This window comes from Butyrivibrio sp. LC3010 (genome assembly GCF_000424385.1).
GTDB lineage: Bacteria > Bacillota > Clostridia > Lachnospirales > Lachnospiraceae > Butyrivibrio.
On the sequence record NZ_AUJU01000006.1, the window covers coordinates 12,911 to 38,093 of the forward strand.

Genomic DNA, 25,183 nt, shown 5'->3' on the forward strand with positions numbered 1-25,183 from the left:
TTTATATGTATAAAAGCCCCTGCCGTCAGCTTAACGGCAAGGGCAATCACATTTAAAATAATCCTTGCGGAGCAGTTTATTTCTAATGAAATAAATAGGAATTACTGCATTCCTGCCTGCTTAGCAACCTCTTCAGCGAAGTTCTCTTCTCTCTTCTCGATGCCTTCACCGGTCTCAAAACGAATGAAACGCTTAATTGAAAGGTTTGCACCATTCTCTTTAGCAACCTGAGCTATGTACTGAGCAACTGTCTGTTTGCCATCCTCAGCCTTTACATATACCTGCTCATTAAGGCAGATCTCTTTAAGCTCTTTCTGGAGACGACCAACAAGCATTTTCTCGATGATCTGCTGAGGCTTTCTCTTGCCTTCAGGAAGCTCTTCATTTTCCTTTGTAGCCTGAGCAAGAAGAATTTCTTTCTCATGATCCTTGAATTCCTGAGGAACATCATTCATATCAACATACTTAGGATAAAGAGCTGCAATCTGCATTGCAACGTTCTTAAGAGCATCCTTGATATTGTCGTTGACAACATCTGTATCAGCTTCTACAAGAACTGAAATTCTTCCGCCACCATGAACGTAAGGAACAACAACACCGTTCTCAGCTACAACTTTCTCAAAACGACGGATACTGATCTTCTCACTGATAACAGCTGTGATCTCAACAAGTGCTTCCTGAACAGTCTTAGAACCGTCAAGGATCCACTTCTCAGCCATGAAGCTATCCATATCCTTAGAATCTGTCTCAGCAGCCTGCTTAGCAACTGCTTCTACGAAATTCTGGAACTGCTCGTTCTTTGCAACGAAATCGGTCTCTGAGTTAACCTCTACAACAGCTGCTGTCTTATCATCCTTTACAGCTACTCTTGTAAGACCTTCAGCTGCGATTCTGCTAGCCTTTTTCTCAGCCTTAGCCTGACCATTTTTTCTAAGGAATTCTACTGCTGCATCCATATCACCGTTAGTCTCAGTAAGTGCCTTTTTGCACTCCATCATGCCTGCACCGGTAGACTCACGTAACTCTTTAACCATTGCTGCTGTAATAGCCATCTATTAAGTCCTCCAATTATAAATAATATAAAGTTTTCTTTTTTTGATAATACGCTCAGCCATAAGGCTGAGCCAGACTAAATTCTAAAGAATTACTCTTCAGTAGCCTCTTCCTCAGTAGCCTGCTCCTCAGATGTGAGGTTCTCAGCACCCTGATTAGCTTCGATAACAGCATCAGCCATCTTGCCAACAAGAAGCTTTACTGCACGGATAGCATCATCGTTACCAGGGATGATGAAATCAAGTTCATCAGGATCACAGTTTGTATCACCGATACCGATAAGTGTGATTCCAAGTGCCTCAGCTTCCTGGATGCAGATTCTTTCCTTCTTAGGATCTACTACAAAAATAGCATCAGGGATTCTCTTCATGTCGCGGATTCCGCCAAGAACCTTGTCAAGCTTTTCATATTCTTTCTTGAGCTGTGCAACTTCCTTCTTGGGAAGAACATCAAATGTTCCATCTTCCTGCATCTTCTCAAGCTTCTTAAGACGCTCGATTCTGCTCTGGATTGTACGGAAGTTTGTAAGCATACCGCCAAGCCATCTCTCGTTTACATAGTACATACCGCAACGCTCAGCCTCAGTCTTAACTGCATCCTGTGCCTGCTTCTTTGTACCAACAAAAAGAACTGTACCACCCTGTGAAGCGATCTCAAATACTGCCTTATAAGCCTCGTCAACCTTTACAACTGACTTCTGAAGATCGATGATATGGATACCATTTCTCTCTGTGAAGATGTAAGGAGCCATCTTAGGGTTCCATCTTCTTGTCTGATGACCAAAGTGTACACCTGCCTCAAGTAACTGTTTCATTGATACAACGCTCATGTTATTACCTCCATTTGGTTAATCTTCCGCGCATCTGTTACTTTGTAACCGAAGGGGCGTTATTTCCTTCGAAAGCATCTCATCCTATCCCCAAAAGGACACCGGATAAAATCTGGATGTGCGTGTTTATTTGTGACTCTGTCAGCTAAAAATGGGCATAATAAAAGCCCAAACGCTCACAGCCTCATTAGAATACCATGATTTTGGGCTTTTGACAAGCTTTTATTTTGTTATTATTGCTGCTATTTCCTCAAAGGATGCTCCCTTGGGAATTTGCTTGGAGCCTGATCTTATACGTCTGTCCTGACCGCTGCTTATGAGATATTTGTTAAAACCCACCCCATCATCGATAACTCCTGCCTCCCTGAGGATTCTTGCACAGTCATCTGATTCACTTCCGCTTGGAAGATCAACAACGATATAATTGATATCATTGCCGGCAGCTGATGAATCTGAAGACGTTTCCGTGCCTTGAACTTCAGTATCACTCTGCACAGGTTCTTCATTTTTAACAGGCTCGCTGTTTTTCACTGCTTCAGCATTATTTGCTGAAGTCGAATTATTAGCGGCTTCAGTACTATTGGCAGGAACAGTATTATTGGTAGCTTCAGCATTATTTACAGAAGCTGTATTATTAGCGTTTTCAGTATTATTTACAGAAGCTGTATTATTAGCGTTTTCAGTATTATCTGACTGCCCGGAATTCTGCGCATTGGATTCATCAGTAATTATCGTTGTTTCTGCGGCTGTATTTACTGTTTCAGAGCTGCTTTCATCTGCTTTTTCTGAAGCTTTTGCGACTGCTCCATTTGAAGCATCATTTGTGCCTGCTCCGATGCCTTCCTGTCCTTTCGCCTCGACCACATCTGTCGAAACTGTGCCACCAGCTTCATTAGAAGCGAGCTTAACATCTTCTTCGGGTTCAACGCTTTCACTGCTTTCTCCAGTTTCACCACTCTTTTGCGCTTCCTGTACCACTTGCGAAACTGCATCACCTGCTTCAGGCTCCCCTTCGTGGACTTCTTCAGATATTTCTTCTCCTTCTTTATCCACTTCCTTATTGGATGAACTGTAAACATTTTCGTCTGATTCCTCCGGATTTTTTGATGATTCCGAATAACTTGATAATGTGCTTTCAGCCTCAACCATTCCAAGCTGTTTTGCTCTTTTTATGACTTCCGCATCCGTGATATTCTTACTCGGTTTTCCAAGCACAACTCCCATTATGATCGCCGTAAGAACTGTGCCAAGTCCAAGTCCTCTTAAATAGTATTTTAGTTTCATAGTTAATTATCTGCTTCCCCCGGAGCTGTTATTTTATTTATTTAGAATAAAATAATGACTTCTTGCGGGTAAAAGAGGAAATAGCCCACAAGAATCATACTTTATTACTAAAGATCTATCTGAAATGCATTACCAAAATCATTTACATTATTGAAGTACGGCTTTTCTTATGCTTACCTGCAAGGTCTATAACCAGCTTTACCTCACCGATTCCAAGTCTTAACTCTCTGGCAATAACTACGGCTGATTTACCGGCTTTATGCATATCTAAAATTTTCTGATTTCTGGAAACAGGATCACTTACAGAATCCTTAGCCTTAGTCTCTTCAACTACTTCTGCCTTCTTCCTCGGAGCATCGCTGATTGAAACTACCTTTGCAGGAACTTCTACATTATTATATTCATCTTCGTCAAGATAATCATCATAATAATATCCATCGTCCTCAGCATTATTCATAGCTGTGTCAGTTCCGATAACCCTGTTATTGGTTTTTGCTGCAGCCGCAGCATCTGCTCTGTCAAGTATATCTGAAAGTGATGAAAAATGCGGCTCATCAGCAAACGGAGAACTTGCACCGGAATCATAAAACCTTTCTTCCTGAGTGCCCTGTATATTCTTCTCAGGCGTTATCACAGCCATATTCCCTGTATTATTATCATATTCATCATTTACAAATGTATCTGCTGCATATCCTGATAACTGCTTCGCTTTTGTTTCAAGAACTGCCTGGCGTCTGGCCTGTGCTTCAAGCTCTGCCTGACGCTGATTTTCAGCTTCAGTCTCAGCAAGGCGTTGTTCTTCTGCTTCAAGCTCTGCGCGTCGCTTTGCCTGTGCTTCAAGCTCTGCCTGACGCTTTGCCTCTGCTTCGAGCTCTGCTTTTCGCTTTGCCTCAGCCTCAAGCTCTGCCTGGCGCTTTGCTTCAGCTTCAAGCTTAGCCTTTCTTCTGGCTTCTGCCTCAATTAAAGCCTTACGTTTTGCTTCCTCCTCAAGTTCAGCAAGCCTTCTTGCCTCAGCTTCGCGTTTTGCCTTCTTCATTTCCTCTTCACGAAGTTTAGCCTGCTTTTTAGCTTCAGCCTCAAGCTCTGCCTTACGCTTCGCTTCAGCCTCAATTTCTGCTTGACGCTTAGCCTCTGCTTCCTTCACCTCTTTTGCAGCACGATTAGCCTCAGAAACAGTGTTTTTGAGGTTCTTGTGTTTGTCATTCAACATATCATACATAAAAACAACTTCATCATGATTTTTATGGATATCATTCATGACAGTATCTGAATATTCACTAATAGCAGACATCTTCTCGTTAGTCACACGATCCATGGCGCGCTCAGCCTTACTGATTGCTTCCTCCATGCAATCATCAAGCATATCATCAATCTGAGATTGTGAATTCTTGATAGCCTTTGAAACCATGTCATTAATTCTTTGATTTGCCCCATCAAAATCAAAGCCTGAAGAATCTTTTCCGTTAGGAATCAGATACCCTAATATAACCGCCAGGATCCCGGCAGCGATTAAAATTATTTCCGTAACGCTAATCATATAATCCCCACTCTGATTTTGTATTCCGCTCCCATTCAGAATACATTATCTAGTATTATAAAGTGTTTAAATTTTGAAGTCAAACCCTGAGGAAATATGCATATCCAAAGGCTTACCATCAGCTCCGATAAGAGTTTCCGTCAATTTTTCAAGCTCTTCCGGAGATTTATAGTGATTTCTTCCTTTGCCGCCATTACCAAAGTACTCATTTTTTCCTTTTTCCCTGGCATCATGCTTTTCCTGTTGCTTCTGATCAGCATTTTCTTTTTTCGTTACGGAAGTTGATTTCTGGTCAACTTCTTTATTAAATTCCGTTTGAAAAGCATTCTGATCAGTAAATGCTTTATTATCTTCATTGGCTTTTATCTGTGAAATATCATTTGTTCTGACAACAGAGCCCTGAAAATCAATCCTGTTTATCGACATATTTACCTCCCTTCTCCCGCTATATCTCCCCCTTTTCATGTATTATATATCGACAAATTTACTCAACATAATTAGATTGGACCCGTCTTAATTTTCCCATCTCTTAACTCATATCTGCAATAAGTAGATTCAAGTTTAATCGTTGTCTGCTGATCCCCAATATGAATAGTAATCCCGGGATATGCAGTCCCCTCAACGACAACATACGCTTCCTTTGAATCAGCAAGTTTTTGCTGCAATTCTTCAAGCTCTTTGGAATTCTTATCAATCTGAGAAGTCAGAATTTTGTTCTGAGTAATAAGTTGCTGAGCCTGCCTCGTCTGTTCTGCTGACAAACGGCTTCCACTGCGGAGTCTCTTGGTTACAGCTTCGACTGTAGGCCTTATGTTTTCAAGCCTTTTCGTTGAATCATATATTGCCTTTTGAAGCTCCCTGATTCTCACCTTTATGCTTGGGTCAGCACCTACTTCAATTATAGTAGTTGCACCCATATCGCTTCCAAGATCCTTTGCAATTATCTTATCTCTGGCTGTTACTCTTCCACCTGCTATGAATCCTTTTTTACCGGAAACACGGATTTCAGTTCCGGCGGAAACATTGGAATGTAATATACTCTCGCTTGTAATGCTCCCCTTAGCACTTACTTTAGCATTTTCAATGAATTTTGTAACTATATTACCACCGGCTTTTATCTCACCTTTACCAGTGCCATTTATTCCACGCTCAAGGATGATATCATTACCTGCCGTAAGACTGGCGCCTTCGACAGCACCTTTAACATGGATATTAGCTCCTGCCTTTATTGAAAAGCCTGCGGCTACGGTTCCTTTTACCTCAACACTACCGTCGTAATTTATGTTACCGGTAGCAACATCAACATTCTCAAATTGAATTACATTGCTGACTGTAACTTTACCATCTCTAACAGTAACATGTCCGTCAGTGTCAGCATACAAAATAAGACCATCATCAGAAAGATAAGTATTTTTGCCTGCAACAAGCTTTTTGGGTTTTACAGGGTGAGGTCTTAGTACTTCTCCATAGATATTACTCCCGGCATCACCCGGATCTTCCGGCGTAAGAATAGCCAGTTCTTCCCCTTTATGAACATGATTGATAATATTCAGGTTAAAATAATCAACGCTACCGTCCTCACGCATGGCCGGTTTTGCATGAAGATTGGCATTGAACTGTAAATCTATTTTCGCATTACTGCCTTCTCTTACTTTTGTCCCCCTGGCAATAACTATTTCTTTGCAGTATTCTCTGTGTGAAAAATATTCAAATATCGCCTCTTCATCGATACCGTACACAATATTTCTGGATGCAAGGTCATTCAGAAATTCCTGTGGATTCATATATTCTGCATTTTCAGATGGCGCATAAAAAAACACCGAGGCCTCCATACGGTCTCGAGAAATCGTAAGCTTATAGCTTTCTCTTTCTGGAAAACAGGAATTATCGTTTAAAACAACAATCTCTCCTGTTGCTTCCGTAATAGCCTCGTTTAATATAGCCGGTTTATAGCTGACCTTTCTCTCATCAAGGTATTCTTTTACATCATCATATTTCAAAGTCTCGCCGCCATCGGTGGGCTCATAAACTCTAATTCCTGTGGATGTGGGCATTGTGATTAGCTGAAAGTAACCGTTCATTATCCCCTCCTAAATCGTGCGTTCAGCCAAGTTGTGTGAGAATTCCCATATACTTTCCGAGTTTTTCACGCATCTTCTGAAGTGCTCTTGTATGAAGTTGTGATACTCTGGATTCAGAAACCTCGAGAACATTACTTATTTCTTTCAAAGTAAGTTCTTCGTAATAATATAACAAAATAACCTTCTTTTCTTTATCGGTAAGAAGTGCAAGACTCTCGGCCAGCATCTTCTTTAATTCTTCTTTTTCTATTGCCTCTTCAGGCTTTTCGAAACTGGATGCAAGATTATTAGTGTCCTCAGGCACATCGCTTCCCTGTTCCATAAACTCATTGAGGGAAACAACACCTGTGACTTTCATCTGATTTTGCCAGTTTACATATTCATCATCAGAAATTCCCAGCTTAGACGCTATTTCAGTATCAGTAGCAGGGTGTCCCTGCTCTTTTTCTATCTCGTGAATGGCAGCCTCAATCTTCTTCTGCTTCTGCCTGATAGTTCTGGGAATCCAGTCCATTTTTCTGATCTGATCGAGAATGGCACCTCTGATACGGACACTGGCGTAAGTTTCAAATTTAACATCCTTCATAAGGTCAAATTTGTCTATAGCGTCAATAAGTCCGAAAATTCCATAGCCCACAAGATCATCGTACTCAACATTAAATCCCAAATACATGGAAAGGCGCCCTGCAACGAGCTTCACCAGCGGAGCGTATTCCAAAATAAGTTTTTCTCTGAGCTCAGGTGCCTTATTCTTATGATATTCATTCCAAAGCTTACTTCTTCCAGCTTCATCCATAAGTTAATTATCCCTGTTAAAATTCCGAAAGGTCTCCACCTAAATCGAAATCATCGCTTTCTCCGAATGAATCATACTCACCCGGTGTATTATTCTCATTTCCTTCTGCTTCCTCAGCTGCAAGCCTCTCAGCTTCTTCAGCTGCAAGGCGCTCTGCTTCTGCGGCTTCTTCAGCGGCAATGCGGGCAGCCTCTTCGTCAGCCAGTCTTTGAGCTATTGCATCTTCCTGTGCCTTGATTGCTTTTTCTTTATCCGAATTAAGGGTATCAAAATGAACAACCAATAGCTCAAAAAGTCTGCCGACAATGAAAAAAATAATTACAGACACAAAGAGAGTCCTTATCCAGGCTCCGATTTCGTAATGCTGCAGCATTGTATAGATTGCAATGAATCCACTGCCCACAAGCATTACGAAAGCAGTTATCAGCCTGGTTTTAGGAGCTTCAGTAATCGTAATAGTCTCTGTACGATACTTTTTCTCTTTTTCCTTCTTTTCTTCTTCCGGCGCTTCCTCTGTATTGTCTTCATTAACTATTTCAGGAGTTTCCTCGCCGGCTTCATCAGCTTGATTTTCGTTGGTCTGTTTTTCAACTGTTTTTTTGGTTTTAACTTCTTCAGTATTGTCTTCAGCACTCATATCGTCTTTTCCGGTTTCCCCACTGCCCTGATAACAAAGTTGCCATTTTCAGGATAGAAAATAACAGTACGTCCATAAGAATTGCCAGTATCCTGAGCTAAAATCGGAATACCAAGTTCCTTAAGTTTCTTTATAGTAGCTGCAACATTTCTTTCTCCGACACGCATGGTCGCATTACCTGAATTAAACGCAAACATTTGGGCTCCGCCAGCTATCTTTGCAACAAGACGAGACTTGCTGGCACCTTTTGCCACAACCTGCTTAATAAGTTCATCAATTCCGGTATCCGCAAACTTTGGAATATTGGAATTATTCTTGATTTCCTTAGAATCAGGGAGCATAATGTGCGCCAAACCGCCTATTTTTGTCACCGGATCCCTTACAGCAATCCCTACACAGGAGCCAAGTCCAAGTGTCGTGATTCCGTCAGGACTGACACAAATATTAAGATCGGCCATACCAACCTTGATAATTTGACTCATTCACTTAGCTCCTTATCCACTAATGCTGACATCTCCCATTCCGAGGGATGTCAATATCTTACTGTAACCGTCTACATCAGGCAGCAGGATGAAATATCCGCTGAGAACTTCAGTGTCAAAAAAGTTTGTTTCGATAAGAAGAATCTTATCTCCCATCATACCAAATTCAATTGCAGGTACTGAAAGAATTGCTCCAGCCATATCTATAGCCAGGAAAGGTACCGAAGGCAGGAGCTTCAAATTTGTAATCATGGAAAGTGAATTCAGGTAGGAACCAGTGATGATATTTCCCACTTCCTTGATTGCAGAAAGTTCCGTGTCATCAAACGGGACATTCTCATCCTTATCAGTGATTCCCATCAGCATATTTACGAGGTGTCTTGCAGCCTTCATGCCAAGAAGAAACATGATACTACCATTGATATCACCCTCTACAGCGAGGTAAATACCAGTCATAATCTGTTCAGCACCGCCCATCAGGTCACCGACATCTTTAAAATCAAGAAGCTTAACCTGTGGTACAGACATATCTACCTTTGTACCAAGCATTTGTGCAAGTGCAGTTGTTGCATTGCCCGCACCAATATTTCCCAGTTCCTTAAGAACATCAAAGTATTGGTCAGACATATTCTCCAAACTCATCTCACTCAAAGGTCTTCCTCCTCTATAAAAGTAAATTTAGTCCTGTCGGATACCGCAAGCGCCAAAGAGACGTACACTAACGGTAACCGACTCCTTCAACCATTATGCCTTTGCCTTGTCTTCTTCCATCTCAACCATACTTAGATCAAGAATTGAAACCAGCCCGCCTTCATATTTTCCTACACCACTTATGAAGCTGTTAAGTTTCTTGCCTTTATCTGCGCTATACGTAACCTTTTCAATACTCTTGCTTCCAAGAGTAAGAACCTGATTAACCTGGTCTACGATGATTCCAATAAGAGTATCCTCTTCTGCTTTAAGAATAATAATTCTGCTCTTATCCGTTATTTCATCGGGAGCCATGTCCATCTTAAGTCTAAGACTCATCACAGGAACGATGACACCACGAATGTTGATAACGCCCTTTAAATAATGAGCAACCTGAGGAACTCTTGTTATCTGCTGCATGCGTACAATATTATCAATGTACTTAATATCTATTCCATACTGTTCGTCGCCGAGTTTGATGATAATATACTGAATCAGTTCGCCGACATCCTGTGTATCTCTTAATTCATTCATATTATTATCCTTTCGTTGTATGAGGAAGTTCTGCTTACTTCAATACAGAAGTTCTGCTCTCACTTCGCTCGCCAGAACAAAGTTCGATAACGAAAATCAGAGATTTTCTATCTCACTTTTATGCCAACTGATTTGTATCAAGAATGAGTGCTATCTCACCATCTCCAAGTATCGTAGCTCCGCTGATCATACGGCACTTATTCATGTATCTGCCAAGAGGCTTGATTACTATTTCCTGCTGTCCCATCAGTTCATCTATTACAAGACCGAACTGCTGATCACCTTTTCTTGTGATTACAACAACAAGATCTTCATCTTCATTCTTGGTAGTCTCGGTATCAAGTGCATCACTTACACGAATGATAGGAGTTACGCTTCCACGAAGATTGATAACTTCTTTATTTTCAACAGTCTTAATATCTGTCGGTGCAACATCCTCAATACTCTGGATTGAATCAAGAGGAATAGCATATTTTTCATTACCAACTACAACCATCAGAGCCTGAATAATAGCCAAAGTAAGAGGTAGTCTGATTTGCCATGTACTTCCTTCACCAAGCTTAGTCTTAACACTTACCTCACCAGAAAGAGATTCGATCTTTGATTTAACTACATCAAGACCAACTCCTCGTCCTGAAACTTCGGTAACCTTTTTAGCCGTTGAAAATCCGGGATGGAAAAGGAAATCTATGCACTGCTGCTCAGTTAAAGTTGCAGCTTCTTCAGGAGTTACAATTCCCTTTTCAATAGCTTTATTCTTTACGATTTCAGCATCAATACCATTACCGTCATCACCGACTTCAATAACAACACTGTTACCATCCTGGAAAGCATGCAGGAAGATATGTCCTTCTTCCGGCTTGCCTCTCTCTGCACGAATCTCAGCAGATTCGATACCGTGGTCAGCACTGTTACGCAAAAGGTGCATCAAAGGATCACCGATCTCGTCAACAACGGTACGATCCATTTCAGTATCTTCACCGGTCATGGTAAGCTCCATGTTCTTACCAAGCTGCTTATTAAGATCTCTTATCATACGAGGGAATTTCTGGAGTACGCTTTCAATAGGTACCATTCGAACTTTCATGACAGATTCATGAAGATTGGTAGTAACGCTTTCCAGATATTCAATCTGCTCGTTTACATTGCCACTTACTATACCTGCAGAATTCGCTGCAGAAATCAAAGAGTTTTTAGCTATAATCAGCTCACTAACCAGGTTCATGAGGACATCCAATTTATCAATATCAACACGAACTGTACGATTAACAACAGGCTTACCAACAGGTTTCTTACCTCCTGCATCCTTTGCTGGTGCCTTCTCAGCAGGTTTAGCCGCAGGTGCTGCAGGTACTGCTGCAGGCGCTGCTCCCTGAGCCGGCTGTGCAGCTGCAGGTGCTGCTGCAGGTGCTGCTGTTTCTTCAGCACTTACTGCTGCGTTAGGATCATAATCTCCGATTTCACAATCTTCGATTTCAGAAACACTCTTAACAATATCTTTGATCTTATCTTTATCTTCTTCGTCTGTAGAAATAATTAGACTAAAATTAAATTCAAACTTCTCATCCTCAATATCCTGGGTTGATGGCTCTGAAATAATAAGTTCGCCAATTTCCTCAATACCCTTAAATACAAGGAATGCTCTTGCTGCCTTAAGGATGCAGCTCTCCTGAATTTTCACATTGAGACCATAAAGCTTCTTGCCCTGGCTCTTAGCATCCTCTAAGGTGCCCTTGGTATCAGGATCAATCTTTATAGCTCTGTAATCCTTTGTAGGATCGGCATCTGAAGGAGGTGCTGACGCTGCAGGTGCAGCTGCCTGTGCAGGTGCTGCTTCCGGTGCAGGAGCAGCTGCCGGTGCGGGTGCTGCAGCAGGAGCTGCTCCGCCGCCTGTTCCGCCTGCTCTGATATCAGCCAAGGCTTTAATCAGGTTAGCATTTTCCTCAGTTCCTTCGTCCTGAGACTCCGTGATATTGTCCACATATGCCTGAATTGCATCAAGACACTGGAACAATGTATCTATCATACTAGAGTCAATTTTAAGCGTTCCATTACGAACGTCTGAAAATACATCTTCCATATCATGGGTAAGATTCTGCATATTCTTATAGCCCATGGTTCCTGCCATTCCCTTCATGGAATGTGCAGAACGGAAAATTTCATTAATACAATCTTCGTTCTCCGGATCCTGCTCCAACTGCATGATACTGTCATTCAGTGTCTGGAGATGCTCCTTTGCTTCATCAAGAAAGACGCCTAGATACTGAGAAACATCCATAATCCCTATACCTCCATATAAACGTCACGCAAGCGTCAAATAAAGGAATCAGGATACTTCTGCTCTCAGCTTCACAAGGAAGTGCGTCATGCCCGATAAATGTTCCGCCAAATGTAATCCTTTCTACACTCTGCAAGCCAAAGTGTTCTATTACACAGGGAACAATTACAACGCAAGACGATTACTTAACGCCAACGTTCAAAATTATTTCCTGGGCTACATCATCAAGTGTTACTACCTGATTAACGAGACCAGCTGTTGCCACTGCCTTAGGCATGCCATATACTGTGCAGGATGCTTCATCCTGACCAATGACATGAACCTTCTTTGCTGATTTCAGATTTTTTATTCCCTCAGTACCATCTGCCCCCATACCTGTAAGTACAACACAGCATATAGAGTCATAATCGGAATCCATCAAAGACTCATACATGAAGTTTGCACAAGGTCTAACGCCTTCTCTTGTAGGGCCATCCACGTAGTGTATGGTATGCTTTCCGGCTGATGTAATAATGTGCATATGCTTGCCGCCTTTTGCAATATAGACGGTTCCTGCCTGAAGTACATCTCCTTCAGCAGCCTCTTTAACCTTGATCTCAGAAAGAGAATCCAATCTCTCTGCAAGTGAAGCTGTAAAGCCCTCCGGCATATGCTGCACAAGTACAACCGGTGTTTTCAGATTTTTGGGAAGTTTCGGAATTACCGCTTGAAGCGCACGAGGGCCACCCGTAGAACTGGCAATCGCCACAATACGATTACCTGTGACCTTGTCTGCATGCTTAGCGACAATATCCACCATCTTACGAGAGGCCTTGATCTCATCGATTGAAAAAGCCTTCGCACTGACAGGCGCTCTGGACTCGCAAACTGCTGCGAGTGTCCTTGTAAGCGTCTTGGTGAAATCGTCGCCACGACAATCCGAGGCGCGATCCGGTTTGTGAATAAAATCAAGTGCTCCCAGTTCTAATGAATCCAATGTTACTTTTGCCCCTTCCTTGGTGTCTGTACTACACATCATAACCTTAGCCCTGATTTTATTTTTGTTAATCTCCTTGAGTAACGTAATACCATCCATACGCGGCATATTTACATCCAATATGACAGCATCATATGTTTTGGTCTTAAGTAACCCAAGGGCTTCTACCCCGTCTTTAGCCTTATCTACAACCTGAAATCTAGAATCTGAATTAACTATATCACCAAGGACGGTTCTCATGAGTGCAGAGTCATCAACTAATAAAATTTTTTTCGACATTTAGTTTTGCTTCTTTCTAATTTTTCGTTCTTCTTCGAAGATAAAGTGAATAATATCCTCTCTGGAAGTCTCATCAATGTAGGTGTACTGTATGCGGTGCTCATACAGTCCTGGCCTGTTTTCGAGTTCCTGTACCCTGAGTACGGTGCACACCATTTCGTACTCTATATTATTAATATTTCCGGGTAATCGATAAGAACAATAAATTGTGCTACCTTCTTCGTATTGGAAATTAGCAACAAACCTCAAACCGCCTCCGCTTATATCTACTATAACGCTTCGCTGTAATGGTTTGTTGGTTCCAAGTAGTAATCCCCAGTTTCGCCTTATGGCTTCAACTTCTTCCTCCGTAAAAATACGCGACCGAAGCTCCAAAGCACAGCTGAATCTGTAATATTCTCTACGCTGGAGTCTCTGTAGATTACTTAGAAGGTCAAGAACCAAAATATATACATTATTACTTCGGTATCGGTCAATTATCCTTCCGTAACATTGAAACAGTCCTCTTGAGCTGTAAAAGCACAAGCTGTATTCACCATCAACCGGCAATAAAACCAGTTTTCCCTTATCCATTGGCATAAGAACTTCAATTCTATCCTCTGATAAAATATCCGTAATCTTACTCAGGTGAATCTTTTTAGTGCGGCTGTCATCGTCCATCCAGACCTTCCCGATGGCCTTCAGTTCAATTTTGTTGCCTGGCGCAATATAGTCCGCAAGCATGTAGGTACCCCTCTTACCTTTTATTATTGACCGGAAGCCTTATCTCCGGTGTTCTTCTCAGAATTAAGTTTACGCCCTGTTATTATATGTGAGAAAAATGCAGCCATTCCTCTTGGCTTATATTTTTCAATCTCATTTTTATTCACCAGTTCCGCAGCAATCTGCTCAAAAGCCTTTGAGGATTTCGAATTAGGATACTGAATTGATACCGGCGATTGCTGCATTACTCCTCTTGCCAGCATCTGATCCTGAGGTATTGCGCCCAGATATTTAAGCGGGAGCTTTAAATATCTCGCTACAACAGCATTCAGTTTATTAAACAGCTGTTGTCCCTCCTCACCGGTTGCCACTCTGTTTGAAACAACCTTGATAATCGTATTATCCCTTGAAAATCTGTCCTGCTGGTTTAACGCCTTAAGCAGAGAGTAGGAATCCGTTATCGAAGTAGGTTCCGGTGTGGTAACAAGAATAATCTCTCCGCTGGCAACCAGAAATTCCATAACTGCACTGGAAATTCCTGCGCCTGTATCAATTATTATCGTATCTGCTATGGCATCGAGCTCCGCCAGATTAACAATAATATCAACGAGATATTTTCTCTCCAGATTATACATACCGGAAATACCGGAGCCGCCGGATATAAATCCAACACCTTCCGGTCCCCATGTAATAATATCTTTTATATTCTTGTGTTTGTATATCAAATCACTCAGGTTGTGCTTTGGTACAGTTCCAAACATGATCTCGATATTAGCCAGTCCGAAATCCGCATCAAGTATTATTACTCTCTGCCCCATCCTTCTGAACTGTATTGCAAGATTGATTGAAACGTTGGATTTACCAACGCCTCCCTTACCGCTTGTAACCGTTATAATCCTTGCCAAAGGCCGCTGAGTTGCATTTTCTGCTTTAATAATTTCTCTTAACTGCTGTGCCTGATCCATAAAAATAATCCTGTCTCTATTCTATCAAAATATCCTAAATTCTTCTACTATTTTCCACCCAGAAGACCCTTAACACTTTTTTGTGCATCAAATACAGCAATATCACTCGGAACATTTTGACCGTTTGTAATATATGACATGGGAGCTCCGGTGTGCATATGAATATTGTAGAGATTACCTGCAGACCTGGTCTCATCCATCTTAGTGAATATAAGCTTGTACTTAACAAGTTCCGAATAGCCATCTGCTATCTCTATCAAGTCTCTGTATTTGGTGGTAGCACTTAGTACCAGATAATTTTCGGTTTCAACACACTCCTCCAGAGCGTGGATAAAACCTATCATTGTCTCCTTCTGTTCTTCATTGTGAAGACTGTGGCCTGCAGTATCTACCATTATGTAATCATAGTCCTTAAAATCTTCTGCAGCCTGCTTCATCTCTTCTATGGAGTAAATTACCCTGAACGGAATATCCATAATGGTAGCATATGTGCGAAGCTGCTCAGCAGCAGCAATTCTATAGGTGTCAACCGTAAGAAGTGCCACTTTTTTCTTTTTGGCAATGCATAGCTCTGAAGCGAGCTTGGCAATGGTTGTTGTCTTACCTACGCCTGTAGGGCCGATGAATATTTCTGCTATAGCGCCGTCCTGACTGTCTTTTATCTTGTCAGCAGGTCCAAACTTAAGAACCATCTTCTGATAAACATTTGCCAGCACATATTCCATAGGAATATTGGGTTTGCTGACCTTTTCAACTTCATCGGTAAGCTGGTTTGCATAAATTTCATCAACCTCATTTTCAATGAGGGTATTATACAGAACTCTCACAAAAGAAAGCGTTTCTTCGGAAACAGTATTCTCAGTCCGCACATCATCTATATCTTCATCAAGTGCTTCTACTCTGGGTTCTTCCTTCTCATTCTTAAGATTTTTCTCTAAAAGATTGTGAAGACTGTCAAGCTTTTCCTCTATAGCGCTGCTCTCATCCTGCGCATGAGAGAACTCTCTTACGTTGGGCGGAGCAATTGCAGGCTCAGGAGTCGCTACCTGAGTTACTTTTAACGGAGGAATCTCTCCCTGTTCCTGGGCTTTTAGCAGTTTGTCCGCCATTGACTGGGGCTTTTGCGGCCTTACGGCTTTATTCTGCTCTTTTGCAGGCTTAACTGCTCTCATCACTTTTGAAGGCTCATCTTCAAGAGCTACTGTTACTTCAATCTTGGGCGGAGAAAAAATAGCGAAAAGTCCACTTTTCTTCATGGGCCTGACATTCATGATGACAATATTTTCTCCCAGCTCCTTCTTTGCGATTTCTGTAGCCTCTGATTCAGTTTTTCCGGTATATTTTTTTATAATCATATTATGCCGTTACCATTCCTACAGATTGCATTTCTACATTAGGTTCAACTTCGTTGTATGAAAGTACGATCAAATCCTTGTAATAATCCTCTGTCATTTTCTTAAAATACATTCGCACTATTGGCGAAGTCATTATTATCGGTATCATTCCGGCATCCTCAAGCTTCTTGGACTGTTCTCCTACAGATTTAAGGATTGCCTTTGTCCTCGTGGGATCAAGTGTCAGATAAGCTCCGGTCTCTGTCTGTTTAACCGATTGCATTATCTCCTGCTCTATCTTGGGATCAAGGGTAATGACACTTGTAGTCTCACCGGGATAAAAATATTTATTTGATATAGCTCTCCTCAAACTCTGTCTTACATATTCCGTAAGAATATCACTGTCATGGGTTGAGGGTGCATAATCAGCCAAAGTCTCAAATATAGTTACCAGATCTCGTATGGAGATTCCCTCTGCCAAAAGATTCTGCAATACCTTTTCAATCTCACCAAGACTCATCAGCTTAGGCGTAAGCTCTTCCACCAGAGCAGGATTGCTCTCCTGCAGATTATTGACAAGATTCTGAACATCCTGTCTTGTGAGAAGCTCTGCGATATGATTTCTGATAACCTCAGTAAGATGTGTTGCAATGATTGAAGGCGGATCTACTACCGTATAACCAAGAGATTCGGCACGCTCTCTCTGGCTCTCCGTGATCCAGGTTGCAGGCAGATGGAAAGATGGTTCAAAGGTAGGAATACCAGTTATCTCTTCCTCTACATTACCGGGATTCATTGCCATGTAATGGTCAAACAGAATTTCTCCGTCACTTACCTGAATACCTTTTATCTTAATAATGTACTGATTCGGATTAAGCTGAATGTTATCGCGCAGGCGAATGATCGGCACAACAGTACCGAGCTCAAGAGCAATCTGTCTACGGATCATTACAACTCGGTCAAGAAGGTCACCGCCCTGATTGACATCAGCCAGAGGAATAATACCATAACCAAATTCCAGCTCTATCGGATCCACCTGAAGAAGGCTTGTGACGTTCTCAGGCTGCCTTATCTCCTCAGCCTGTTGCTCTTCCTCAGCCATGACTTCTTCCTCTGTAGCCGCAATCTTCTCGTGTCTGTCCATGAAAAATCCAAGGCCTGCGATAACTGCACCAAGGGGCAGATAGAGAATATTGGGAAGCGGAGTAAGAAGACCCAGTGTTGCAATAAGTCCGCCAACAAGGTACAAAGTCTTCGAAGCAGAAAATAGCTGTCCAATAAGTGCAGGACCAAAATCCGCTTCCTTGGATCCCTTAGTAACAAGAATACCTGTGCTCAGAGATACCAGAAGTGAAGGTATGGCACTAACAAGGCCGTCACCCATTGTTAAAATAGAATACTTATCAAGGGCTTCTGTTATCGGCATTCCCTGCCTCAAAACGCCCATGAGAATACCACCGACAATATTTACCGCAGTAATAATAAGACCGGCAGTAGAATCTCCTTTTACATACTTAGTAGCACCATCCATGGCTCCGAAAAAGCTTGCTTCATTCTGAATCTTCTCACGCCTCTCCTTGGCCTCCTGATCAGTGATTGCTCCGGTATTCAAATCTGCATCGATAGCCATCTGTTTACCGGGCATAGCATCCAATGTAAAACGTGCTGATACTTCAGCAACACGCTCAGAACCTTTATTTATAACCATAAACTGTACAAGGATCAAAATAATATAAACAATCGCACCAATAATAAGATCTCCGGCACCAACGAATGAACCGAAAACCTCAATAACCTTACCTGCGTCACCGCCTGTAAGGATTAGTCTCGTGGACGATATATTCAGTGCAATACGGAAAATTGTGGTGAACAAAAGGATTGTCGGGAAGAATGACATATCCAGTACTTCCTTTGAAAACATCGCCGTAAACAAAATAACAAAGGACAGCGACATATCAAAAGCAAGCAAAAAGTCCATAAGCCATGTGGGAATCGGCACAATGAACATGATGATTGCAGCAACAAAATACAGCGCCACACCATAATCAAATGCACGCTTTCTGATAATTTCAAGCATATTCATCCCCCTTCCCCAATTATTTATACTTATACATAATTAGTATATCGCACACTATATATTGTATTCAAGTATAAAATTAGGCACAAGAATGAAGTTAATGTGAAGCTAAAAGCTTTACATATTTTCAAGCTCATCTCAACAGGTGTGCTGAGCTGTTTGAGCAGCAGCTTACCTGGTCACACCTTACCCTGGAGATGATATACAAATGCCAGCACTTCGGCAACTGCCTGATAGAGCTCCGGTGGAACAAATTCACCTACATCAACATTTGCATAAAGCATACGGGCAAGAGGTTTATTCTCTACTATCTCTATATTGTTTTCTTTGGCTATATCCTTGATCCTCTGGGCAAGATATCCCTCTCCCTTTGCTATAACCCTGGGAGCATCATATTTTTCAGCATCATAGGATATTGCTACCGCATAGTGAGTAGGGTTCGTGATGACTACATCTGCTTTGGGAAGTTCCTGCATCATACGTCTCTGGGATGCCTGCATCATTCGGCGGCGCTGCTGTCCCTTGATCTGAGGATCTCCTTCAGTATTCTTATACTCATCCTTTACTTCCTGTTTGGTCATCATCATATCTTTTCTGAACTTGCGCTTCTGATATACATAATCTATCGCAGCAATGACAACGTATACCGCAGCAATTCTGATGCCAACCTCTACTATGGTATTACCCATAAGACCGATTCCCTGTCTTAAAGGCATGTCATACAGAGTAAATATTGAAGCTGTATAACTAAGAAAATATGTATATACAACTACACCAATGACAGCTATCTTGGCAATTGCTTTAACCAGATCAAAGATTTTTCTTGTTGAGAAAATCTTTTTAAAGCCTTTTATCGGATTAAGCTTACTGAGCTTTGGACGTAATGGCTTTGTGGTGATCTTCCATCCTACCTGTACTACATTGCAGATAAATGCAATGATAAGAGCCACCGCAAGAAACGGAATTGCAGTTAGAAGAATTCTCAAAAGCGTCTGGGTAAGTATAACCCTGAGATTAGTAAACGGCATATTGCCATTATGCATCACAATAATATCCGGTATCTGCGTATATACATATCTGAAGGTATTGGAAAAATTGGTCCCCATATACGGATACAGGACCCTGATCATGATAAAAAGCGCCATAAGTCCGGCGGCATGACCTATCTCCTGGCTCTTTGCCACCTGTCCTTCCTGTCTGGCATCCTGAAGCTTCTTAGCCGTGGGCTGCTCGGTTTTTTCTCCACCGGGACCATCAGCAAAAAACTGCAGATCATAGGAAATCATGAGTCCAATATTCAGTTTTTCCTGATTCTCACATAAGATCATTTATAAACTCCGTCATAAGCTGCCGCATATTGGAAAAAATAAAATCCGATGCATTATATAGAAGTATACTTGTTATATACATCATAGACAGTCCAACTATCATCTTAAGCTGAACGCCTACCGCGAACATGTTCATCTGAGGTGCTACTCTTGCAAGAATACCTAAAATGACATTCATTACAAAAGTAACGATAAAAATCGGAAGACATATTCTAAATCCAATGATCATATAAGCACTGACAAATTTAAGCATTGAATTTAAAAGCTTGTCCGAATTAAATATTGCTCCGTTGACAGGAATAAGTCTGAACGAGTCTACCAGTGCAGATATAAAATATCTGTACAATCCGCTTACAAGCATCATTCCAATAAATGCATATTGATAAAGTGCCGCAGATACCGCTACATTCTCCCTGGATCCGGGGCTCATAACCTGAACCATGGACAAGCCTATCTGCATGTCAGATATCTGTCCTGCCAGATTGGATATCAATGTACATATCTGTGCTGCAAAACCTATCAGCAGACCTGTAAAAAATTCTTTCAGTACAATTAGTGTAAATCCCCAGATAGTGTTGTAATCAAGCGTATTCACAGGTACCAATCCATACAAAAGCACCGATAATAGAAATGAAAAACCTATTCTGACGGGATGAGGCGTATTACTCATGCTGAAAAAAGGCGCAATATAAACAAACATTGTCACCCTTACCAGTATGAGCAGAAATATCTCCAAATCACCATAGGTAAAGGTATAGTCTATCAAAGCTTCATTCCCTCGCTAATGTATATATAAAGAAAAATCCGACCACATTTTCACAACATACCCGGATAATTCTGTCAGCATCCAGTTTCCCAGAACCATCAGAGCCACAAATGTCAGTATAATCTTAGGAACGAATGTAAGTGTCTGATCCTGAATTGATGTTACTGTCTGAAATATGGACACAGAAAGTCCCACTACCAGAGATACCAAAAGTACAGGAACAGCAATCTTGATTACCATAAACAAACCACTTGCCATAATGGCAGTCACGTCATCTACTGTCATAAAGAACTCCCTTCTTTTTAATAGAACGTCTTAACAAGGCTTCCGATAATAAGATTCCAACCATCAGCAAGAACAAACAAAAGAATCTTAAAGGGCATTGAAATTGTGGTAGGCGGAAGCATCATCATACCCATACTCATAAGTACTGAAGAAACCACCATATCAATAACAATAAACGGAATATAAATCAAAAATCCGATAATAAACGCCGTTCTGAGCTCACTTATAAGAAAGCTTGGAACAAGAACTGCATTGGGAATACTATCAAGCTCCCCGTCCCACTCAATATTATCAATCTCCATAAAAAGTCTGACATCCTTGGTCTGGGTCTGACCATACATGAAATCTCTTATAGGGATCATGGCTGTATCAAAGAACTCCTGCTGCGAAATCTCTCCCTTATCAAAAGGCTGTATAGCCGTTTCATTGATCTCATTCAAAGTCGGCTGCATGATAAAGAAAGTCAGAAACAGCGCAAGACCAAGCAGTACCTGGTTTGGAGGTGATGTCTGTGTAGCTATGGCTGCTCTTGTAAAATGCAGGACAATGATGATTCTTGTAAAAGAAGTCATCATTATCAAAAGAATCGGCGCCAAACCTATAAGTGTCAGAGTGATGAGAATTCTCAGCGCTCCATTAAGCTCACCATTACCATTGTTATATGTAACCGTAACGGTATTAGCTATATTAAGTTCCTGGAGATCATCAGCATCCTTAGATGAACCGGGCGCTGTGATATTGGTTCTCTCTCCATCGGTTCCGGTAAGATGTGTATCCCTGTCAACCGTAGGATCTGTGTTGTGAGTATCATCAACATAAGATGTTGTAGCATGTACATCAACCGAACCACTATTAAAAATACAAAAAGCCATTACAAAAGAAAGGCATAACAATGAAATGCCTCTCTTTAATAACAGCCTTAAATCAATTACTCCCCTAATTTTTTTCATACCTAAATTTTCTTAGAACAAATCAAAAGTCAAAACCATTTGCATTTTACTTTTTGCTTTTAAACCGCTCTAAAACCTTTTCAAATTCCTTACTAAAATCTACCGGATCATTAGCCTTAAAATCCGGCGGATCATACTCGTCCTCAGAAAGTTCCGTGAGAACAGTTACTGTATCCTTGCAAACTGCGATCACCAGATACTTTTTTGAAACCCTTACTATCTGCATATATTTGGAAGAAGACAATCTACAGGTCTCCATGATCTCCATATTTGCAGTAAAATTCGTCTGCTTCTGGTATCTGGCAATCCATTTTGTCACATAATAGGTCGCAGCCAAAACCAGGAAAAATAGTATAAGCACAGTAATAAGCTGCGATACCGATGATACATTCATTATTTAGTCCTTCCAATATTACTGGATAATTTCTGTAACACGGACACCGAAGCTTTCTTCAATTACCACTACTTCTCCCTTTGCTACAAATTTACCATTAACTAGCACATCTACAGGTTCACCGGCTACTTTTTCAAGCTCAATGATTGTACCCGGAGCAAAATCAAGAATGTCCGATATAGCCTTGGCAGTTCTTCCAAGTTCAACCGTTACTTCAAGAGGAACATCTTTGATCAGTCCAATGTTCTCCCCTGCAGCCATCATAGGATTACCCTGAGCAAAGCTCTGGAACTGCGCAGGCTGCACATTTGCACCCATCATCTGAGGCTGCATCATCGGCATACCCATAGGCATCATTGGCATTCCCATACCAGGCATACCCATCTGAGGCTGCATGCCCTGCATCATGGAAGGATCCATGCCCGGCATTCCTGCCATTCCTGCCATTCCACCCTGCATAGCTGAAGGATCCGGTGTCGGCATTCCCATATCAGGAGCAGGTGCAGGCGCAGGTGACGGCGGTGGAACAGCCGCAGAAGCAGTATCCTCTGCTGATTCAGTACTGATGGTATCCTTTAGACTCTTAGCAAAGTCGATAGGATACAGCTGCATCAATGTTGAATCCACCAGCTCACCAATCTGAAGCTTGAAGGTAACACGGCAGAATGTCCCTGTCAGGAATTCTGATATCTCACTGGGATCATCATCAATCATATCCAGAAGTGTTGCCTCCGGCGGACTGATATCTACCTTCTGACCAATCATGGTTGAAAGCGATGTTGCAGCCGCACCCATCATCTGGTTCATTGCTTCAGAAATAGCAGATAACTGCAGCTCTCCTACTTCACCATCTGTATTAGTTCCATCACCACCCATCATAAGGTCAGTGATGACCATAACGTCTCTTTCCTTAAGAATAAGGATATTGGTTCCCTCAAGACCTACCGTGTACTTAATCTGAATAAATACACAGGGCTTTTCGTAATTATTAAGAACCGTATTCCAGTTTGCAAGCTCAACCTGAGGCGTAGTGATATTAACCTTCTGATTAACAAGGGAATACAATGTAGTTGCAGAAGAGCCCATACTTATATTGGCGACCTCTCCAATTGCATCCTTCTCATCATCATTCAGAAGACTCTCATCTATCTCTCCGGCTACAAAGCCGCCACCGCCGCCTGAAGGGGCGTCCCCCGCCGGAGCATCTGCAGCAGCTGCATCAGAGCCACCGGCATCGCCACCTCCTGACGTATCCATACCGGCGAGCAGTGCATTTATTTCTTCCTGTGAAAGCATTCCATCCATGCTGCTACTCTTCCTCCTCTCTTACTACCGACGTTATCCTGACGGCATACTTATCTTTTGTCGTACCCGGTAATGCTGTGAATTTATAAATATCACCGACATATACCTGAAGTTCACTGTTTACCTGATTATCCAGTCTGATTATATCGCCCCTCTGGAGCTGAACAAAATCACTGACTGATACATTACATCTTCCCAATATGGCCTTGACCGGAACATCCACATGTCTGACCAATGATTCAAGATGATCCCCATATGTGTCATCATCATGCTTCTGCATTGTTGAAAACCAGAATTTGGTGTTCAACTTGTCCATTACACTCTCCAAAGTAAAATATGGAAGACATATATTCATAAGACCTTCAACTTCACCAATCTTAATGTTAAGAGTGACAATGGCAATCATATCTGTCGGAGAAATAACCTGCGCAAACTGCGGATTGGTCTCTATTCTCTCCATGATAGGATTTATCGCAAGAACGTTCTCCCAGGGTTCAACCATAAGCTGCATACAGATGGTTATCAGCTTCTCAATAAGCGGTATCTCAATATCAGTAAAGGGTCTTGTCTTTTCAAGTCCCTGGCCCTCTCCCCCGAGCATTCTGTCAATGAAGGCAAAGCCTATATTTGCCTGAAGCTCAAGAATAATTGTTCCCTGCAAAGGTAAAAAGTTGATGATACCCAAAATTACAGGATTACTAAGGGCATTACTGAACTCCGAATAAGTAACCGTCTCAGAGTTAGCAACAGATACCTGTACGTTTTTTCTAAGATACAACGGAAGTGTTGTAGATAACAATCTTCCATAATGCTCATAGATCATCTCCAGGGTTCTTAAGTGTTCCTTAGAGAACTTGGCAGGTCGTTTAAAGTCATAATCCTTGACTTTTTTCTCGTCCGCAGCGGACATCTGATCCACGTCGAGTTCACCGGTATTTAAGGCCGCCAGTAGATTATCTATCTCATTCTGTGATAATACTTCACTCAAGCGTAGATCACCTCACTTTTACAACAAAAACAAAACATAACAAACTCTTTTCATACTCCCCAATTAATTACTGATAAACATTGCCTGAGAAATTCACATCATAGATAAAGTTTGAACCAAAGAGCTCCTGAATTTCTTCAAGCAGTGTAGCCTTGGCGTCATCCTCGTGCTGTCTGATCTCTTCAAGCGTATATGCACCGATAACGGATGTGATCTTTGATTTGATCATATCCTGATAAGTAACAATTGATTCAGCCGTACCATATTTTGCATAATCCTCATTAGAGGTATCCATTGACAATACCACTGTACACAGCATGTAATGTGTCTTGCCGTCACCGCTGTCCTTAAGTGTAATCGTCATGTCCGGTATTGAATAAGAACCAACGTTGGCAATATCAACATTCCCGGATGCGGATCCTGAAAATCCCTGTCCATTCTCTCCTCCGTTAGCTTCTATCTGAAGCGCAGCTGCTATGTCGCCTATAAGAGCCACAGCCTGATTATTGGTAGTCATCACCGTCAGCATCATAAAACCTGTCATACCGGTATTGACCAAAAGTAGAGCCAGAATAATTATTGCAAGCAGGTTCTTTTTCATTTGTTTTCTCCCTCATAATATGTATTGGCACG

The 25,183-nt window shown here is 41.6% G+C and carries 25 protein-coding genes; all 25 read right to left on the bottom strand.

Translation table 11 applies throughout. The annotated features are described in order from the left end of the window. Positions 1–101 precede the first annotated feature (101 nt). Positions 102–1,052 (bottom strand): translation elongation factor Ts, encoded by a 951-nt coding sequence (gene tsf, locus G622_RS0105955; RefSeq protein ID WP_026509937.1) that lies wholly within the window; start codon positions 1,050–1,052, stop codon positions 102–104. Positions 1,053–1,144: 92 nt separating this feature from the next. After that, on the bottom strand, positions 1,145–1,882 hold the full coding sequence (gene rpsB / locus G622_RS0105960) for a 30S ribosomal protein S2 (protein ID WP_026509938.1): 738 nt from the start codon (positions 1,880–1,882) through the stop codon (positions 1,145–1,147). A 222-nt stretch (positions 1,883–2,104) separates the two neighbouring features. Further along, a complete protein-coding gene (locus G622_RS24395; protein WP_026509939.1) occupies positions 2,105–3,166 on the bottom strand; it encodes a hypothetical protein in 1,062 nt (353 codons plus the stop codon). A 142-nt stretch (positions 3,167–3,308) separates the two neighbouring features. Next, positions 3,309–4,703, bottom strand: coding sequence for a DUF6115 domain-containing protein (locus tag G622_RS24400; RefSeq protein ID WP_026509940.1), 1,395 nt, complete (start codon positions 4,701–4,703; stop codon positions 3,309–3,311). A gap of 66 nt (positions 4,704–4,769) precedes the next feature. After that, complete coding sequence (locus G622_RS0105975) at positions 4,770–5,129, bottom strand: hypothetical protein (protein WP_026509941.1); 360 nt, start codon at positions 5,127–5,129, stop codon at positions 4,770–4,772. Between the two features lie 71 nt (positions 5,130–5,200). Then, positions 5,201–6,784: a FapA family protein gene (locus G622_RS0105980; protein ID WP_026509942.1), complete on the bottom strand. Its 1,584-nt coding sequence runs from the start codon at positions 6,782–6,784 to the stop codon at positions 5,201–5,203. Between the two features lie 22 nt (positions 6,785–6,806). After that, positions 6,807–7,580: a FliA/WhiG family RNA polymerase sigma factor gene (locus G622_RS0105985; RefSeq protein WP_026509943.1), complete on the bottom strand. Its 774-nt coding sequence runs from the start codon at positions 7,578–7,580 to the stop codon at positions 6,807–6,809. A 16-nt stretch (positions 7,581–7,596) separates the two neighbouring features. Beyond that, positions 7,597–8,217, bottom strand: coding sequence for a hypothetical protein (locus G622_RS0105990; RefSeq protein WP_026509944.1), 621 nt, complete (start codon positions 8,215–8,217; stop codon positions 7,597–7,599). After that, positions 8,214–8,699 (bottom strand): chemotaxis protein CheD, encoded by a 486-nt coding sequence (locus tag G622_RS0105995; RefSeq protein WP_026509945.1) that lies wholly within the window; start codon positions 8,697–8,699, stop codon positions 8,214–8,216. The genes G622_RS0105990 and G622_RS0105995 overlap by 4 nt, the downstream gene beginning before the upstream one ends. Before the next feature lie 12 nt (positions 8,700–8,711). Next, positions 8,712–9,350 (bottom strand): chemotaxis protein CheC, encoded by a 639-nt coding sequence (locus tag G622_RS0106000; protein ID WP_026509946.1) that lies wholly within the window; start codon positions 9,348–9,350, stop codon positions 8,712–8,714. A gap of 93 nt (positions 9,351–9,443) precedes the next feature. Further along, entirely contained in the window at positions 9,444–9,923 is a 480-nt protein-coding gene (locus G622_RS0106005) for a chemotaxis protein CheW (protein WP_026509947.1), read from the bottom strand. A 118-nt stretch (positions 9,924–10,041) separates the two neighbouring features. Further along, positions 10,042–12,201 (bottom strand): chemotaxis protein CheA, encoded by a 2,160-nt coding sequence (locus tag G622_RS0106010; RefSeq protein WP_026509948.1) that lies wholly within the window; start codon positions 12,199–12,201, stop codon positions 10,042–10,044. Between the two features lie 181 nt (positions 12,202–12,382). After that, a complete protein-coding gene (locus G622_RS0106015) occupies positions 12,383–13,456 on the bottom strand; it encodes a protein-glutamate methylesterase/protein-glutamine glutaminase (RefSeq protein ID WP_026509949.1) in 1,074 nt (357 codons plus the stop codon). Beyond that, entirely contained in the window at positions 13,457–14,179 is a 723-nt protein-coding gene (locus tag G622_RS0106020) for a flagellar brake protein (RefSeq protein ID WP_026509950.1), read from the bottom strand. A 23-nt stretch (positions 14,180–14,202) separates the two neighbouring features. After that, the gene (locus tag G622_RS21865; RefSeq protein ID WP_044912628.1) at positions 14,203–15,123 is read right to left on the bottom strand and encodes a MinD/ParA family protein; all 921 of its coding nucleotides are present in this window, start codon (positions 15,121–15,123) and stop codon (positions 14,203–14,205) included. Positions 15,124–15,170: 47 nt separating this feature from the next. Then, the gene (flhF, locus tag G622_RS0106030; protein ID WP_026509951.1) at positions 15,171–16,478 is read right to left on the bottom strand and encodes a flagellar biosynthesis protein FlhF; all 1,308 of its coding nucleotides are present in this window, start codon (positions 16,476–16,478) and stop codon (positions 15,171–15,173) included. 1 nt (position 16,479) lies between these two features. Then, the gene (gene flhA, locus G622_RS0106035) at positions 16,480–18,534 is read right to left on the bottom strand and encodes a flagellar biosynthesis protein FlhA (RefSeq protein ID WP_330363571.1); all 2,055 of its coding nucleotides are present in this window, start codon (positions 18,532–18,534) and stop codon (positions 16,480–16,482) included. A 179-nt stretch (positions 18,535–18,713) separates the two neighbouring features. After that, complete coding sequence (flhB, locus tag G622_RS0106040; RefSeq protein ID WP_044957228.1) at positions 18,714–19,862, bottom strand: flagellar biosynthesis protein FlhB; 1,149 nt, start codon at positions 19,860–19,862, stop codon at positions 18,714–18,716. Next, positions 19,849–20,628, bottom strand: coding sequence for a flagellar biosynthetic protein FliR (locus G622_RS0106045; protein ID WP_026509954.1), 780 nt, complete (start codon positions 20,626–20,628; stop codon positions 19,849–19,851). The genes flhB and G622_RS0106045 overlap by 14 nt, the downstream gene beginning before the upstream one ends. A gap of 15 nt (positions 20,629–20,643) precedes the next feature. Next, the gene (fliQ, locus tag G622_RS0106050; RefSeq protein WP_026509955.1) at positions 20,644–20,913 is read right to left on the bottom strand and encodes a flagellar biosynthesis protein FliQ; all 270 of its coding nucleotides are present in this window, start codon (positions 20,911–20,913) and stop codon (positions 20,644–20,646) included. Between the two features lie 17 nt (positions 20,914–20,930). After that, positions 20,931–21,863, bottom strand: a complete 933-nt coding sequence (fliP, locus tag G622_RS0106055; RefSeq protein ID WP_044912626.1) for a flagellar type III secretion system pore protein FliP — start codon at positions 21,861–21,863, stop codon at positions 20,931–20,933. A 46-nt stretch (positions 21,864–21,909) separates the two neighbouring features. Further along, positions 21,910–22,257 (bottom strand): flagellar biosynthetic protein FliO, encoded by a 348-nt coding sequence (locus G622_RS0106060; protein WP_044957230.1) that lies wholly within the window; start codon positions 22,255–22,257, stop codon positions 21,910–21,912. 18 nt (positions 22,258–22,275) lie between these two features. Then, positions 22,276–23,562 carry a flagellar motor switch phosphatase FliY gene (gene fliY / locus G622_RS0106065; RefSeq protein ID WP_026509958.1) on the bottom strand — a complete coding sequence of 429 codons (1,287 nt, stop codon included), beginning with the start codon at positions 23,560–23,562 and terminating at the stop codon, positions 22,276–22,278. Positions 23,563–23,566: 4 nt separating this feature from the next. After that, complete coding sequence (gene fliM, locus G622_RS0106070; protein WP_026509959.1) at positions 23,567–24,550, bottom strand: flagellar motor switch protein FliM; 984 nt, start codon at positions 24,548–24,550, stop codon at positions 23,567–23,569. Positions 24,551–24,617: 67 nt separating this feature from the next. Then, a complete protein-coding gene (locus G622_RS0106075) occupies positions 24,618–25,151 on the bottom strand; it encodes a flagellar basal body-associated FliL family protein (protein WP_026509960.1) in 534 nt (177 codons plus the stop codon). Positions 25,152–25,183: the final 32 nt, after the last annotated feature.

Coding starts and splice junctions, on each gene's coding strand:
- tsf (WP_026509937.1), bottom strand. CDS start 1,052: ATGGCTATTACAGCAGCAATGGTTAAAGAGTTACGTGAGTCTACCGGT.
- rpsB (WP_026509938.1), bottom strand. CDS start 1,882: ATGAGCGTTGTATCAATGAAACAGTTACTTGAGGCAGGTGTACACTTT.
- G622_RS24395 (WP_026509939.1), bottom strand. CDS start 3,166: ATGAAACTAAAATACTATTTAAGAGGACTTGGACTTGGCACAGTTCTT.
- G622_RS24400 (WP_026509940.1), bottom strand. CDS start 4,703: ATGATTAGCGTTACGGAAATAATTTTAATCGCTGCCGGGATCCTGGCG.
- G622_RS0105975 (WP_026509941.1), bottom strand. CDS start 5,129: ATGTCGATAAACAGGATTGATTTTCAGGGCTCTGTTGTCAGAACAAAT.
- G622_RS0105980 (WP_026509942.1), bottom strand. CDS start 6,784: ATGAACGGTTACTTTCAGCTAATCACAATGCCCACATCCACAGGAATT.
- G622_RS0105985 (WP_026509943.1), bottom strand. CDS start 7,580: ATGGATGAAGCTGGAAGAAGTAAGCTTTGGAATGAATATCATAAGAAT.
- G622_RS0105990 (WP_026509944.1), bottom strand. CDS start 8,217: ATGAGTGCTGAAGACAATACTGAAGAAGTTAAAACCAAAAAAACAGTT.
- G622_RS0105995 (WP_026509945.1), bottom strand. CDS start 8,699: ATGAGTCAAATTATCAAGGTTGGTATGGCCGATCTTAATATTTGTGTC.
- G622_RS0106005 (WP_026509947.1), bottom strand. CDS start 9,923: ATGAATGAATTAAGAGATACACAGGATGTCGGCGAACTGATTCAGTAT.
- G622_RS0106010 (WP_026509948.1), bottom strand. CDS start 12,201: ATGGATGTTTCTCAGTATCTAGGCGTCTTTCTTGATGAAGCAAAGGAG.
- G622_RS0106015 (WP_026509949.1), bottom strand. CDS start 13,456: ATGTCGAAAAAAATTTTATTAGTTGATGACTCTGCACTCATGAGAACC.
- G622_RS0106020 (WP_026509950.1), bottom strand. CDS start 14,179: ATGCTTGCGGACTATATTGCGCCAGGCAACAAAATTGAACTGAAGGCC.
- G622_RS21865 (WP_044912628.1), bottom strand. CDS start 15,123: ATGGATCAGGCACAGCAGTTAAGAGAAATTATTAAAGCAGAAAATGCA.
- flhF (WP_026509951.1), bottom strand. CDS start 16,478: ATGATTATAAAAAAATATACCGGAAAAACTGAATCAGAGGCTACAGAA.
- flhA (WP_330363571.1), bottom strand. CDS start 18,534: ATGCTTGAAATTATCAGAAAGCGTGCATTTGATTATGGTGTGGCGCTG.
- flhB (WP_044957228.1), bottom strand. CDS start 19,862: ATGATCTTATGTGAGAATCAGGAAAAACTGAATATTGGACTCATGATT.
- fliQ (WP_026509955.1), bottom strand. CDS start 20,913: ATGACAGTAGATGACGTGACTGCCATTATGGCAAGTGGTTTGTTTATG.
- fliP (WP_044912626.1), bottom strand. CDS start 21,863: ATGAAAAAAATTAGGGGAGTAATTGATTTAAGGCTGTTATTAAAGAGA.
- G622_RS0106060 (WP_044957230.1), bottom strand. CDS start 22,257: ATGAATGTATCATCGGTATCGCAGCTTATTACTGTGCTTATACTATTT.
- fliY (WP_026509958.1), bottom strand. CDS start 23,562: ATGGATGGAATGCTTTCACAGGAAGAAATAAATGCACTGCTCGCCGGT.
- G622_RS0106075 (WP_026509960.1), bottom strand. CDS start 25,151: ATGAAAAAGAACCTGCTTGCAATAATTATTCTGGCTCTACTTTTGGTC.